Annotated in this window: 10 protein-coding genes; 1 reads left to right on the top strand and 9 read right to left on the bottom strand. The window is 41.1% G+C overall.

Translation table 11 applies throughout. The features are described from left to right. On the bottom strand, positions 1-435 hold a 435-nt coding region (locus M3O96_RS15085; protein ID WP_249721892.1), incomplete at its 3' end, for a hydrolase. A 119-nt stretch (positions 436-554) separates the two neighbouring features. Between M3O96_RS15085 and M3O96_RS15080 the strand changes: the two genes are divergently transcribed. Next, positions 555-1,592 (top strand): PAS domain-containing protein, encoded by a 1,038-nt coding sequence (locus tag M3O96_RS15080; RefSeq protein ID WP_249721891.1) that lies wholly within the window; start codon positions 555-557, stop codon positions 1,590-1,592. Positions 1,593-1,655: 63 nt separating this feature from the next. Here M3O96_RS15080 and M3O96_RS15075 read toward each other — a convergent pair whose 3' ends face one another. The 8 genes from M3O96_RS15075 to M3O96_RS15040 all read right to left on the bottom strand — a co-directional run bounded on the left by M3O96_RS15075 (position 1,656) and on the right by M3O96_RS15040 (position 14,711). Further along, entirely contained in the window at positions 1,656-2,876 is a 1,221-nt protein-coding gene (locus M3O96_RS15075) for a hypothetical protein (protein ID WP_249721890.1), read from the bottom strand. A gap of 85 nt (positions 2,877-2,961) precedes the next feature. Continuing rightward, positions 2,962-3,126: a hypothetical protein gene (locus M3O96_RS15070; RefSeq protein ID WP_249721889.1), complete on the bottom strand. Its 165-nt coding sequence runs from the start codon at positions 3,124-3,126 to the stop codon at positions 2,962-2,964. An 88-nt stretch (positions 3,127-3,214) separates the two neighbouring features. Then, positions 3,215-4,402, bottom strand: coding sequence for a hypothetical protein (locus M3O96_RS15065; protein ID WP_249721888.1), 1,188 nt, complete (start codon positions 4,400-4,402; stop codon positions 3,215-3,217). A 63-nt stretch (positions 4,403-4,465) separates the two neighbouring features. After that, the gene (locus M3O96_RS15060) at positions 4,466-5,608 is read right to left on the bottom strand and encodes a DUF4221 family protein (protein WP_249721887.1); all 1,143 of its coding nucleotides are present in this window, start codon (positions 5,606-5,608) and stop codon (positions 4,466-4,468) included. Between the two features lie 729 nt (positions 5,609-6,337). Then, positions 6,338-8,056, bottom strand: a complete 1,719-nt coding sequence (locus tag M3O96_RS15055) for an efflux RND transporter periplasmic adaptor subunit (RefSeq protein ID WP_249721886.1) — start codon at positions 8,054-8,056, stop codon at positions 6,338-6,340. A gap of 296 nt (positions 8,057-8,352) precedes the next feature. Continuing rightward, positions 8,353-9,789, bottom strand: a complete 1,437-nt coding sequence (locus M3O96_RS15050; RefSeq protein WP_249721884.1) for a TolC family protein — start codon at positions 9,787-9,789, stop codon at positions 8,353-8,355. A 388-nt stretch (positions 9,790-10,177) separates the two neighbouring features. Further along, positions 10,178-10,582 (bottom strand): four helix bundle protein, encoded by a 405-nt coding sequence (locus M3O96_RS15045; RefSeq protein ID WP_249721882.1) that lies wholly within the window; start codon positions 10,580-10,582, stop codon positions 10,178-10,180. A 256-nt stretch (positions 10,583-10,838) separates the two neighbouring features. Beyond that, positions 10,839-14,711 (bottom strand): efflux RND transporter permease subunit, encoded by a 3,873-nt coding sequence (locus tag M3O96_RS15040; RefSeq protein WP_249721880.1) that lies wholly within the window; start codon positions 14,709-14,711, stop codon positions 10,839-10,841. Between the last annotated feature and the right edge of the window lie 152 nt (positions 14,712-14,863).

Genomic DNA, 14,863 nt, shown 5'->3' with positions numbered 1-14,863 from the left:
TGGCCGCATCAGGGAGTAGGCGTGGACAAAACCTGACAATTCATCAAAGGCATAAAGCATCTTTTCCATCTCAGTCACAGGCTCTACCCCAAAATACCTCGGCCCGTGGCAGGCAATGGTCCGGATAATCCGTGGATCGATATTCCTTGATTCCAACTCTTCTATGATTTTGCGGCAATGCTGATCAGGCCATTGGTCCCAATCGGCATCATGAAGCAAACCCGCCAAATGCCACATGTGCTGCATGGATTCCTCATATCCCTTTGCCACTGCATAAGCTTTCATCAGATGTCCCACCTGCTTCATGTGGAAAAGCAGCTTGTCGTTTTTGACCCAAAGGCTCAACAGTTCCATCGCTTCCTCCAAAGTCATTACTTTTCCAAGGTTCGATTCAGAACCAAATTCTGTGCGATTCAATAAATATATAGATTCCATATTGTGGGTCATTTTCCGGATAAAAACAATTTTTTTGCTTTTTATATTAGTTTATATGTAATTTGTGTAGTGGATATGCGTTTTCGTTATTCAACTCAACCTATAATCATTTCTATTTGATGAAAGATTTTTTTAAGCATTCAGATTACTTTTATTTTATCCACTTGGATAGGGATGCTAATATATTGGATAGCAATGAACATCTTAAAAAAGAAACCGGCTTTTTGAAAACCCAAGCCTCCGGATCTTCCTTTTCAGAATTGGTTTATTACAAGGACTTTTCAAATTTTCAGTTTCTGTTGGAAAAATGTCTGAAGGAAGGTGAAAGGAAATTTACACAGGAAATAAGAAAGATAAAACCGGATGGGTCGGCTTTTGGCTGGACCAAATGGGAGTTTACCATCACCTCAGGTCCTGACGGAAAAATCGACATCACAGGTATAGGACACAATTCCGACAATGTCAACGAGAAATCGGTGCATTTCCCCGACAGCATCAATGATATTCATGCAAAAAATTCATTGATGGAAGGTTTATTGGAAGATAACCTGATCGGGTTCTGGATTTGGGATATAGCACAGCAATCAGATCAGCTGAGCCTTTCTCTGAATGAGATATTCGGATACAGCGCTATCCAAAAAAGCAAAGGCCAAAAGAATGTGAAATGGAAAAAACATGTTCACCCCTCTGACCGGTCCAAAGTAGAAGGAAATCTGAAGGAGCATTTTGCGAGCAATGGCAAGCTTCCATTCCACTGTGAGTTTAGGATCAAAAATCTCCATAAAAAAGACATTTGGGTATTGGGTTATGGCAAAGTCCTGCAGTGGAGTCCTGAGGGCGATCCCTTGGTCATGGCAGGCTGCTTCTTTGACATCTCGGAAAGGAAAAAATCAGAATCACTTTTCCGGCAACAAAGCCAATACCTGACGACGGTGACTTTCAACCAAACACACCTGATGCGCGCCAAACTGGCCAATATCATCGGGATACTGGAAATCATCGATCCCAAAAAACCCTCTATGGAAACATTGCACTTTCTCAAAATGATCAAAACCGAAGCTAGAAAGCTGGACGAGGAACTGAGGAAAAGCATTTCGGCCTCCAGCAGCCTGCAGATTACCCCTCCCCAATCCGAAAACCAGGCATTGGTGATTTAGAGGTTTTTATGGCTTGGTGGATTGGATTACGTATTTTTTCTTCTTCGCATATCATCGCCGCACTTAAGGTAAAAAACTTTGCTTAAGCTCGAAAACAGAATATGTGGAATAAGTCGGCTCATCATTGCCTGTATACTTGTCCCTTAAAAGTATTTGATTGTCGTCCATTATAACCATCTCCGAATGTGGTTCACAGGTTTGGGGAAAATCTATTTCGGCTCTCTGCTGCAAACCATTCTTCAGGACTATAAACTTATATAACAAGGGATCTCTAAAGGGAAAATAATCTGGATTTTCTGCTTTCCGAATTTCGGTTGCCGCTTCTGATAGTCCTTCAAAATAAAAAAGACCGATAAGATCCGGACTGAATAGAATCACTTCATTGTTTTTTGCTTTTTGTGTTGCAGGGAAATTTTTGTGCTGAAAGTTCATTTTTTCCACCGGTTGAAAATCCTTTGCCAAATCATAAACTCCGATCTCATTTGATCTCTCAAAAGTCAAATACATAAATTTTGTTTCTGTGTCAATAGAATATATCTGTACAGGGTAAGTTTTCCTCTTATCATCATTCAATTCATAGGACGGGATTACTTTGGGGTCATTCCTAAACACCCAATCCAAACTCTGTTTTTTAGGGTCATACATTTCAATCAAATACTCTGAAAAAATTTCATCCTCTTCTCCACCGGCAAAGTGATTGATCCTGGAGAAAAAAGAAGTGAAAAAATGTGGGATTTTTCCTTCAAAAAGTCTAAAGTAGGGGACTTTGGTTTTTGGTCCCCCATATACTTTGATGACTCTTTGGGAGGCAAACTTCCTTCTTTCTATGATATCCCAATCTTCGTTGAACCATAAAAATTCTGTTGAACTCAGTGCAAAAATCCCTTCCCCCTCTTGGTTAAAGGATGCTGCGATTAAACTCGTATTGTACTCATTAGGCCCTTCCCCTTTGTTGAATATAGATTTCAATATTTGGCCTTTTTCATCTAATATCAAAAACTCCTGCGTGATATTGTCGACCGCCAAAAACCGTTGAGTGGCGGAATTAAAGTCCAATATCCTGATGGTATTTTCTCTTTCTATCCGGATAGAATCAACTTTCTCAAAAAAATAAGAGACTTCTTTAACATCAGTTTCCGGGTCTGTTTTCTTTCCGCATGAAAAGCAGGTCCAAAAAATCGAAATAAACATAATTTTAAACAGAATTACTCTCCAATTTCTAATCACCTGTCTCTTTTGAAGCACTTCATCCGAAGCGAGCATTTTTAAATTTAACTTTTTCATAGTTATTTTAAATGAATACGTTGTATGTTACTCCAGATACTTAGGTCAACTAGAGCATTTCGGCCATTCATCGCTATCGGATTTGTTATTTTTCTATTTTCAATCCCACCCTGAATAGCCTGAAATAATCCCTCTCTAATTCTTCATCTGGTTTTTCCATCATCCAAAGCTCGCTGTTGCGAAGCAGCATACTTTCTGCCACTAGTCCTTCCGGAACGAAGTCAGTGGCTACATTCCCTAAGGAGCCCACGATAGCGATTCGGGTTGTTTGTAGAAAGGGAAGTTGGATTTCAATCGTGTAATTGGAATTTGAGTTGGTTGATAATTGAAGACTATGTTTATTTCAAGGTCACCTGATAGCGATAGAAGACATTGTAATCCAATTCCGTTTTGGAGGTAGGCTTAATATAAACTATATCATTGGCATCCATAAAATGGACCACTCCTGGAACAGGCAGTTCTGAAATGGCTCCTTGGTTGCCATATTTATCTGTCAGGATATATTTAGCTTTCCAATATTTCCCTAGCGTTTCCCAGTATTCAGGATCATTTTGGTAACCCTCTCCTTTTGCCCGAAATGAATCATAAATATCCTGAGGCACTTCTGTGTAAAATTCTACCAAAAAGTAATTCCCGCCACTAAATAGCTGTTTGAATTGCGGATATAAAAAATATTCTTTTTTGATGTCAAAGATTAAATTCTCATTTCGCTCCGGGTGAAAAAGTGAAATCTGAGTAATTAGAGAAAGACTATCTCCATTTACTTCATAATAAAACAACTGATTCCCAACACTTGGAAGCACGGCAACTTTCTGGTCAGTTTTAGAAACCTGTACATGTGAACTTTTAAATCCTAGCCATTTTTGCTCAAGTCTTGGTTTCCATGTTTTGGGATATAAGTTGATCCGGGTTAAATCTTCAGAATCTACATCATAGATATAGCCAATTTCTGCCTTTTCATAAATGAGTGGATTTTCGGAATTCTCGGCTAAAAGCTGTTCCTCAAGCAAATTCAGCTCCTGACCTAAAATTAAGGTTTTGCCGTCCTTTTCAAAAATTGAAAAACTTCTATTGGAATTATAAATGGTAATAAAACTTAAACCCTTTGTAAGGGCCGGACTCTGGGCTGTTTTTCTAAAGTCCTTATCGAAAAAGTAAAACTTATTCTCTGAAGACATTTCCTTTATTACGATTCCCTCCTGCCAAAAAGCAACTTCCAAAGGCGATTCCACTTTATCCGGACCTTCGCCTGTTGGTTCAAAACGTGAAATTATTTTTCCCTCCAGATCTGTAATGATTAACTCATTCATCTGTCTCTCATTGAAAAGGAGTTGCCGTGTACCGTCATTCTTATCAGCTAGGTAAAGTTCAGGTAGCGATTCTACCACGAGCGAATCCAAAAATTCAAATTCAACTTTCCCTTCAGTTGAGGTAAGTTCGGTATTTTCTGACTTCCCTGAACAGGAAATAAGAAATATCAAAACTGGCAAAGTCAAAGTCTGGATAGCTTTTTTGTTAACTTTCATAATTTAGGTCCTTGTATAAAATTCAATGAGGAGTTGGTGGTCTGCTGTTCCTAACAGCATATTTCATTGTTCAATATCAATAGTGATAAAACCCAATTCATCAGAGAAATTTTGGTAAAGCCAGATCTTTCCGTCTTTGACAAAATATTTTGAGGGTGAAAGGATTTTGAGCTCAGGAATGGCAACTTCACTAAGAAAATTAAACTGCTCATCAAATACACTGAGAAATACCTTGACACTGACTGTTTCATGAAGAAGCCTTTTTTCTCTCTTTTTATCGCTGAATTTACTTGAGAAAGAAAGCCTGTAGTATTTCTTCTTTTGGGAATCCCAGACCAACTGTCCAAAACTAACTTGTCCAAGGTAAGATTCGAGGGCTATGACCCTATCCTCAGTCGAATTAATGAGATCGCCTTCGGCCTTAAAAGTCACATTTTTGGGTGTTAATTGGGGAGAATAGGAAACTGACTGGAGAAGGTCTTTAGCAGGAGAATAAACATAGAAATCATTGGAAAACTCATGGGAAACAATAATCTGTTCTCGTTGGCTGCCAATATAAATTCGGGGGTTCCATTTGTTAAAGGTTTCTAGATCTCCCAATGTGTATCTTTTAAAATTCTCATTAGGATCTATTTGGTAGGTAGAGATCAGATTTTCAGTAGCGTCTAATTTCTTCAATGAAACCTTATTTAACTTTTGATCAATCGCCAATCCAAAAACCAGGTGATCAAAATTGGGGTTCATTATCTGCTGTTGTAAAAATTCTTCATCGGCAATAGCTCCATTTGCAGGCGTAACTTTACTCCAATCATATTTTTCCAGCCTCTTCCCCTCTATAGAAAAAAATGCAGCTCCAATCTCCGATAGCAAAAAAAGTTTACCTTCACCTAGACTTTTGAGACTATATATATATAAACCAGTACCATCCGGCCCTTCTTTCTGAAAAGGAAACTTTTCAACCAACTCTAACCGGTCAAGGTCTATCTTTTCAATGCTGTGGTCAAATTCGTTGAAATTATATAGAAATCCATCTTGAGTACAATAATCAGATTGAACCAAATCATATTCCAAGTACAGAATCTCTCCTTTGGAATCAATCATAACAGTATCTATTGCATAAAACAGATCACTGCTTTTCTTTTCAACATCTTTACTTTGGCAAGAAAGGGCAATGCAAATAATTACTGCAAAAGTTATGTACTTCATTTATTTTGGGTTTTGGAATAAAACCATTGAAATAGGCTTCGTGATATAAATGGAAATAGGCTTTGCGAATTAGGTGGAAATAGGCTTCATGAATTGTTTTGAGGATTGCCAGAGCAGTTTTTGTTGGCCTTTCGGAAATATGCAGGGTAGAAACCCATTTCCTTTCAGGTTTTTATCCGCACAACTAACTCTTATTAAATGTATAATTTAATCTTCTTCCTTACAAATAAGGTTAAATGACCAACTCCACATTTACCAAAAAATTGAATTGTTGTACTACCTGAAAACCGAACAATCTTCTAAACTCCCCGTTATACCCTCCCCTAACAAACTAATATGTCCGTAAAAAATGGATCCGCGGAATTAAAAACTTTTTTTAAAAAATATTAATTTCCCTCTGGAGAAATAAACCTCTTTTGAAATATGGTAGATATATGCTGCGCGAAATAGATGGAAATAGGCTGCGTGAAATACTTTGAAATATGCTGCGCGATATAGATAGAAATATGCTTTGCGAAATATTTTGAAATAGGCTATGCGATATAGGCTATGCGATATAGATGGAAATATGTTTTGCGAAATAGGTTGAAATATGCTATGCGAAATACAGGGAGATAGGCCTTAAGTATCGCGTTCAGTTGCGAGTAGGACCAAGCCTCAAGACTTAAATTATTTCAATTGTATTTCAATTGTATTTCAATTGTATTTCAACCTTATTTCTAGAATATATCAATTAACCGGAATAAAAATTTCCTTCACCTCCCCACAACTTAACATCGCCTCCCCGAAATATGGGTTTTTGATTTCCTTTTCTCCACTCAGCCAAAACGCCCCTTTGTCTTTGAAGGCCATCGGACAGTATTGCTTGTAGACGGTGTTTTCCTCCACGCCAAAATAAGCCACTGCTGAAATCAGGTTGTCCGAGAGTGTTTCGAAATGGGAACGCTGCACTTCCACGTCTTTGGTGCTTTGGATTTTGTCCAGACTTCCTTGGATCGGTTTCAATAATCCCATCCATATATCGTGTGATTTTTCATCCAAAAGCCCCATTTCTACCTTGGTCAAAGAGGCCTTGGATTTGGATACCGCCGATTGGGCGGAAGCAACATCAGAAGCAGTAAGGGCATTTTTGATGGTAAAATAGCTTTTTACAAATGCGGTAAGCTGGCTTCTGAATTCCTCAGGAACGTCCTGATTCTGGGAAACAGCTTTGGTCTCAGGCCTCAACATCATGCTGTATTTTCCCGAGAGTTGTGCTGCGGCATCGATCGCAAAAACCCCGTTGCTGACTACCTCATCTCCATCGCTGATACCGGAGGTCACCATATAATCGTCACCAGAGCGCGCACCCAAAGTCACTTCCCGCATTTCAAAAGCCGGGGACTTGCTGTCACCGACCTGCACATACACCACAGACCGCGGTCCTGTCCATAGGATGGCAGACTTAGGAACCATCAGACCCGACTTGGCTGTAGCGGACGTTTTGATTGTGGCACTGACAAACATCTCAGGCTTCAGCTGCATGCCTGTATTGACAGCTTCCGCACGGATTCCGACTGTCCTTGTTTCGGGATTCAAAGTCGGATCAATAAAAGTTACCTTTCCTGTGAATTCCTTTCCCGGGTAAGCGGCTGCCTGAAAAGTGATGTTATCGCCCTTTTTGATTCCGGCCAGGTCAGATTCATAAGCATCCATGATTACCCAAACCTGACTCAAATCCATGAGTTCAAACAGGACAGAACCCCTGCTGACAAATTCCCCCAAAGAGACATTCCTTGCGCTCACAATTCCCGAAGCGTCGGCATAGACGTCAAACTGCGTCTGAACGGCGCCGCTCTTTTCGATCTCTGCAATCTGCCCTTCCGAGATTTTCCAAAGGCGCAGTTTTTCCTTGGCGGCTTGGTACAATGCCGGCTGACGGTCTTTGATCTTGGCTACTTCCAACAGTTCTTTTTGGGCATTGACCAGATCCGGTGAATAGATGGTGGCCAATTTTTGGCCTTTGGTCACTTCCTGACCGGTAAAATTGACAAAAAGCTTTTCTATTCTTCCTGCAAAATTGGAAGTGAGGCTTTTGATCCTTTGTTCATCGGGTTGGATTTTGCCAGACAGTTGCAGCCTAGAGGCAGAAGCGCCTGAGGTGACTTTGGTCGTCATGACGTTGGAAAGCGCCATGGCTTCGGGAGTCATTTCCAACTGATATTCGTTGGTCGAACCGCTGAGTTGTGACAGCGGAACGAGGTCCATACCGCAGATCGGGCATTGGCCAGGTTCGTTTTGACGGATATGAGGGTGCATCGGTGACACCCAGATTGTTTCCCCTCCCGAAGCAAGGGCTTCCTGATTTTCCGTTTCAGGCTCTCCTCCACCTCTAATGATCCATCCGAAAATCCCTCCAAAAAGGAGACAACCCAAGATGATGATGACGATATTTTTTCTTGTATTCATGGTTTCGTGTTTTAATGGTTGTGTATTCTATTGGCAGTAACCCTTTTATATTTTACAGACGGGACGGAAGACGGAAGACGGAAGTCCGAAGTTGGAAGACCGATGACCGATGTCGGATGACCGATGTGGTCAGCTTTTTAACAAATAAGCCTCTTGTTTTGGAATTAATATCCATAAATATCTAGTATCAATTAATATCATTTATCTTGAATATCCAGTATCCAATAATATCTTCAATATCCATTATCTTTTAATTTCCTAAATATTCAATATCAATTAATATCCATCAATATCCATTAAATCCCTGTAAGGACTTCAAGCCTTGCATAATTCAATTGCTGCTCGATCTTGGTATTGAGCAATTCCAGCCTAAAGTCCAGTAGTTCCCTTTGGATGCTCAGAATCTCCTCAAAAGAGCTTCCGTCAGTTGCATAAGAAGTCACGGAAAGCTCCATGGTCTGTTCGGTCAGTTCAATCTGTTCTTCCAGCAAAACGAGTTTTCTCTGCGAATCTTTGAGCAGGGCTATGGCACTTTCAAATTCTGTGACCAAGCTGTTTTGGAGATCTTCTTTTTGCTTGATCGCAGATTCTCTCCAATAAATCGCCTCCGTTTCCATCGACTTGTATTTTTTTCTGTAAATCGGTAGGGTCACCGTTCCCATGACCATAACCATGTTGTTGCCCATTCCGGATGGCATATATTCCATTCCATCCATTCCTCCAATTATTCCTGCTTCAGGTCTTGGAGAAAAAACCATGTAATTCAACCCAGCTCCCAACATCGGCCTTCCTTCCAGTTTGGCCATTTGGGCTTGTTTCCAATAAGCTTCACTTTCTTTTTCCAGCATCAGGACCATGGGATTGTTGGTCAGAATTCCTTCCAACATCAGTTCTTCCAATCCGGCAATGTTGATCGGTTCGAACTTCTCGGAAAGGTTGATTTTTTCAGTTTGTTCGACTCCCAAGAGTTGGTTGAATTTGGCGATCAAAGGTTTTTTGTTGACCTCCATCTGGATCAGTTCACTTTGGAGGGCTTTGATCTGAACCTGAAGTCTGAGTACATCGGTCAATTTACCGGAACTGCTGGTGGCGCCCATGGCATTCATTCCTGAGGAAGAACTGGATGGGGTTGTACCTGCAGCAGGACTGCCTCCTCCCATTCCCATGCCATCGGAAGAACTTCCGGAAGATTGGATCTGAATAGGTTTCCTGACCGCCGAACTTACCGATGACACCGCCTCGGAAGTATTTCCTCCCTGATACCGGATGATGGCCAAGCGCTCCAGACTTTTCAGGATTTCTAGATTGGATTGGGTGATAGCGATCGTGTTTTCAAGTTGCTGCAGTTGGAAATACGTCTCCTTCACCTGCAGCATCAACCTATTCCGCTCCTCTTTGAAAGCCTCGTACCTTGCCTCTGCCATCAAAGTGGCTTCATCCTTTTGGGTTTTGAGCATGCCAAACCATGGAAACATCTGCATGACAGAAGCTTCCGCCCTTTGGTTACCCATAAGCAATTCCATCGGCCTAAGAAAATACCCCACATTCAGTTCCGGATCCGGCAATGAATTGGCTTGGTTTACCTTTTCCAAAGATGCCTCGTAGCCTTTGAAGGAAGCTTGTAGAGCAGGGTTGTTTTCGACGGCTAGTTCGAGGTAGCTATCTAAGGTTTGGGAATTTGAATGAAATAAGGTGGAAATAAGTAGAAATAAGGTTGAAATAGGTTTTAGCATCAGACCTTTATTTCCTATTCTGATATTTTTGAACGGGTTAGAATTTAATTGAAATAAGGTTGAAATAGGTTTTGGTGTATGACGTTCATATCCATTTTTGAATGGATTCGATATTGATTGAAATTGATTAGGTATTTGTAGAAATATGGTAGAAATAAATTGAAATAAAGTTGAAATAAGTTCTAGCAATTGACCATTATATCCAATTTTGATATTTTTGAATGGGTTAGATTTTAATTGAAATAAGGTAGAAATAGATAGAAATAAAGTTGAAATAGGTTTTGGCAGTTGAACATTTTTTCTAATAATTACTTTATGTTTTAATTTGGATAAATATTTTGAAATAGTAAACCATGGGCCATTACCACAAGATCTAAATGGAAAATTATTAAAGCCTTTCATTGGTGCCTCCCTTCTTTGATTCGTAAGATTTTGTTATTGTATTGTTCAATTTAATTTGCAGAGGTTTATGAATAAGGCAAATTTCATCCCATTCTTCGCTTGTTACTATTCCTCTTTCCAAACCTAAATCCAGCCAATGGTCTTTCCCTTCAGAAAGGGATGCCCTAGCTATAAAATAGAAGCGAACTTTTTCTAAATAATGAAAACGCCCATATCCCTCAGCAATGTTGGCTCCAACAGAATCCACAGATTCTAGCATCTGATCTCCCCAAACCTTTTTTTCTTGGTAAGAAAGTCTGCTATATATCCTCCAAGCAATCGATGAAAGTTTCCTGGCCAATTGATAAATCTCCAAATCCTTTAGAGGTATAAAACTCTTCTTTTCTTCCATATTTCTTCTATTCAGAATATTTCAACCTTATTTCGCAAAGCATATATCAACCTTATTTCACATAGCATATTTCACGAAGTATATTTCCACCCTATTTCGAGAAGCATATTTCAATCTTATCTCGCAAAGCATATTTCAACCTTATTTCACAAAGTATATTTCCACCCTATTTCGCGAAGCATATATCACGAAGTTTATTTCGCCAAAGGCATATTTCAATCTTATTTCGCCAAAGGCATATTTCGCAAAGCATATTTCACGAAGTATATCTCAACCTTATTTCCTTATACTTCCCATAAAGCACTGGAACTATAAACAACGAAATAAGAGCAACCGCCATCCCACCAAATGCCGGAATGGCCATTGGGATCATGATGTCCGATCCTCGGCCGGAGCTGGTCAGAACGGGCAACAAGGCCAAGAGTGTCGTCGCTGTGGTCATTAGACACGGCCTCACTCTTTTCAAGCCGGCCTCCAATACTGCCTTTCGGATTTCAGGAACTGTTGTCGGATTGACCTTGTCAAAACTCTGCTTCAGGTATGTTCCCATCACCACTCCGTCATCGGTCGCAATTCCAAACAAGGCAATAAAACCAACCCAAACCGCCACGCTGAGGTTTACAGTCCGCATTTGGAACAAGTCCCGCATATTGGTTTGAAGAAAATTGAAGTCAAAAAACCAATCCTGACCATACAGCCACAGCATCATAAATCCACCGGAAAAAGCCATCGCAATGGCTGTAAAGACCATCATTGTCAACACCGTAGACTTGAATTGGAAATAAAGGATCAGGAATATCACCGCCAAACACAGCGGGATGACCAAGGCAAGGCGCTTTTCGGCCCGGATCTGATTTTCATAACTGCCGGAAAAAACATAAGAGACCCCGGCAGGAACCACAAGTTCACCGGTTCTTACTTTTTCATCCAGCAGATTCTTGGCACTTTCGACCACATTGACTTCTGCATACCCATCCCTTTTGTCAAACATCACATAGCCGACCAAAAAGGTATTTTCTCCCCTGATCATCATAGGTCCGGGACGGTAGGTGATCTCTGCCAATTGTCCCAAAGGAATCTGTGCACCCGTCGGGCTGTTGACCAAAATTTTCTTCAAAGCTTCAGGGTCGTCGCGGTATTCTCGCGCATATCTCGCACGGATGGCATAGCGCTCTCGACCTTCGACCGTGGTACTCAGAGTCATGCCACCGATTGCCACTTCTATGAACTCCTGCACATCAGCGACATTCAATCCATATCTCCCCAAAGCCACCCTGTCCAAGTCAACTTCAAGGTATGGCTTGCCCAATGACCTGTCAGCAAAAACCGCTTCTGCTTTGACTGATGGGACTTCCTGAAGCAGGTTTTCGAGTTTCAAGCTGAAATTCTCTATCGTCTCCAAGTCAGGACCATATACTTTCATACCCATTGGGGCACGCATACCAGTTTGCAACATGATCAGCCTTGTTTCGATAGGCTGGAGTTTTGGAGCAGAAGTAACTCCGGGAATATTGGAGGTTCTGAGTTGGATTTCATCCCATATATCATTAGGTGTTTTTATTTCTTCCCTCCATTGTCTGAAGTACTGTCCCCTATTTTCATCTAGGATGAGATATTTTTGGATTTCTTTTACAATGGATACGGTTTTATTTTCATTCAGATAATTGAAATCCTTATCCCATATTTTGCCGCTGCCACGGTCATACCAATGGTCTTTCCCTTCAATATTTAGTTGGAAAAAACCATCCTTATCGGTCTTGAATCTTAGTTTTTGGGCATCTTGATCTTGGAGGTATTCGGTTTTGTAATTGATGATATTCTCATACATCGACATCGGTGCAGGGTCAAGGGGACTTTCGGCCCTACCGGCTTTGCCGACAACCATCTCCACTTCAGGGATCGCCTGAACCAACATATCCAATTGCTTTACGATCTGCATGTTTGCTTCCACTCCCGAATGCGGCATGGAAGTAGGCATAAGTAAAAATGAACCTTCATTCAAGGAAGGCATAAATTCCTTTCCCATTCCCGGAAAGGTATGCGTCATCCCAGACCAAAGCGAGGTAGTCCGGATATTCCAACCGATCTTATCAAAGCCGAGTGCGGCAAATCCAAATACCTTTCCAAATCCCAGCCAGATATTCAATGCCAAAAACATGATCAGGACAGGTACCACAAGGAATGTCTTGGTATTTTCAAGACACCATTTCAATATAGGAGCATAAAAACGGATGAAAAGTGAAAAACCTCCAAGAATGACTCCGATCACCAAGGCGATGAAAAGAAAATTGGTAAAAACGGACTGACTCAACCCCAATGGTCTCCACATTTCTGCCAATAAAACTGAGATACCAACCACGGCTATGGCCATGGAAATCCATTCCTTATATCTTCCATTTTGGGTCTTTTCAGGAAAATAAGCATGAACAAGATTGTTGGTGGCAAATGCAATCAAAACCAATCCTGCCCAAGCAAAGTAAAACAGCAAAACGAATCCAACTAGCAGCAATGCAAAATTGAGAACCTTTTTATAAGAAGCTGACTTGAGTTTGCTTCCAAATACCCAATGGGCGAACGCCGGCATAAATACCAAGGTAAAAATCAAAGCAGCCACTAGAGCAAAGGTCTTGGTATAGGCCAATGGCCCAAATAGCTTTCCTTCCGCAGCCTGCAAGGTAAATACTGGCAAAAAGCTCACGATGGTTGTCATCACCGCAGTGACTATTGCCGAGGCAACTTCTGTTGTCGCTTCGTAGATAACCTGAAGTTTGGTCTTTTGACCGCCGGATTCTTCGAGATGCCTGAGAATATTTTCATTGAGGATAATCCCAAGATCGACCATGGTCCCGATTGCGATGGCGATTCCTGAGAGCGCCACAATATTGGCATCTACATTAAAATACTTCATCATGATGAAGCACATCAACACCGCCAATGGCAACAAGGCGGAAATCAAAAGGGAAGCCCGGAGGTTAAAAATCATCACCATGATCACGATGATCGTGATCAGAATCTGAAGGACGATGGCTTCATTGAGCGTGTTGAGGGTTTCTTTGATCAGACCAGAGCGGTCATAAAACGGTACAATCGTAACTTTGGAAACCGTCCCGTCCGCCAATGTTTTGCTCGGCAATCCCGGTGTGATTTCCTCGATTTTGGATTTGACCGCATCGATCACCTGAAGTGGATTATCACCATATCGGGCCACAACCACACCTCCGACTGCTTCAGCGCCTCCTTTATCCAAAATAGCCCTTTCTGCCCTACTTGCTGGACCGATGTTTACCTTGGCAATGTCCTTGATCCTCAGGGGAACATTGTTGCTCACCTTCACTACCGCCAATTCGATGTCTTCCAAGGATTTGACATATCCCAATCCCCTGACGATGTACTCCACTTGGTTGATTTCCATGGTATTGGCTCCGATATCCAAGTTGGATTGCTTGATCGCATTCATCACTTCCATCATGGTGACATTGTGGGCCTTCAAAGCTACCGGATCCAGGTCAACCTGATATTCTTTGACATGTCCACCAATCGTGGCGACCTCAGATACACCCGCTGTCCCTGCAAGACCGTATTTCACATAAAAATCCTGAATACTTCTCAATTCATTCAAATCCCAACCTCCTACAGGTTTTCCCTTTTCATCCCGGCCTTCCAACGTATAAAAATAAACCTGTCCCAAACCTGTAGCATCCGGTCCTAGCTTTGGTTGCACAGTTTCAGGCAACAACCCAGAAGGCAGGGAGTTGAGCTTCTCCAATATCCTCGAACGGCTCCAATAGAATTCAATGTCTTCCTCAAAAATGATATAGATAGAAGAAAATCCAAACATGGAAGTACTTCGAATGGTCTTCACTCCCGGCATTCCCAAAAGAGATGTCGTCAAAGGATAGGTAATCTGATCCTCTACATCTTGGGGGGAGCGCCCCATCCATTCGGTAAAAACAATCTGTTGGTTTTCACCAATATCGGGAATCGCATCCACGGGAACAGGGTCATTTGGAAGGAAACCGGTATTCCAGTTGAACGGAGCGACGACAATTCCCCAAAGGACTACGAGAACCAAAAGGATCACCGTGACCAGTTTGTTTTCAAGAAAGAATTTTATTGTTGTATTAAGCATAGTCTCTAAAACTAACTTCGTTTTATCTAATCTTCTTTACTTCAGTAGATTAAGATATAAATAGATATTTGATATTGGTAGATATTAAGTTCCCAAAGTTGAACCTTGATTTGGAACTAAAGGATAAATGACAGTGGAATTGCAATTAGATT

The organism is Aquiflexum sp. TKW24L, assembly GCF_023502205.1.
GTDB lineage: Bacteria > Bacteroidota > Bacteroidia > Cytophagales > Cyclobacteriaceae > Cognataquiflexum.
Note: the sequence above shows the minus strand (reverse complement) of the source record. Positions and strands in the feature narration are given on the sequence as shown.

Coding starts and splice junctions, on each gene's coding strand:
- M3O96_RS15080 (WP_249721891.1), top strand. CDS start 555: ATGAAAGATTTTTTTAAGCATTCAGATTACTTTTATTTTATCCACTTG.
- M3O96_RS15075 (WP_249721890.1), bottom strand. CDS start 2,876: ATGAAAAAGTTAAATTTAAAAATGCTCGCTTCGGATGAAGTGCTTCAA.
- M3O96_RS15065 (WP_249721888.1), bottom strand. CDS start 4,402: ATGAAAGTTAACAAAAAAGCTATCCAGACTTTGACTTTGCCAGTTTTG.
- M3O96_RS15060 (WP_249721887.1), bottom strand. CDS start 5,608: ATGAAGTACATAACTTTTGCAGTAATTATTTGCATTGCCCTTTCTTGC.
- M3O96_RS15055 (WP_249721886.1), bottom strand. CDS start 8,056: ATGAATACAAGAAAAAATATCGTCATCATCATCTTGGGTTGTCTCCTT.
- M3O96_RS15050 (WP_249721884.1), bottom strand. CDS start 9,789: ATGCTAAAACCTATTTCAACCTTATTTCTACTTATTTCCACCTTATTT.
- M3O96_RS15045 (WP_249721882.1), bottom strand. CDS start 10,582: ATGGAAGAAAAGAAGAGTTTTATACCTCTAAAGGATTTGGAGATTTAT.
- M3O96_RS15040 (WP_249721880.1), bottom strand. CDS start 14,711: ATGCTTAATACAACAATAAAATTCTTTCTTGAAAACAAACTGGTCACG.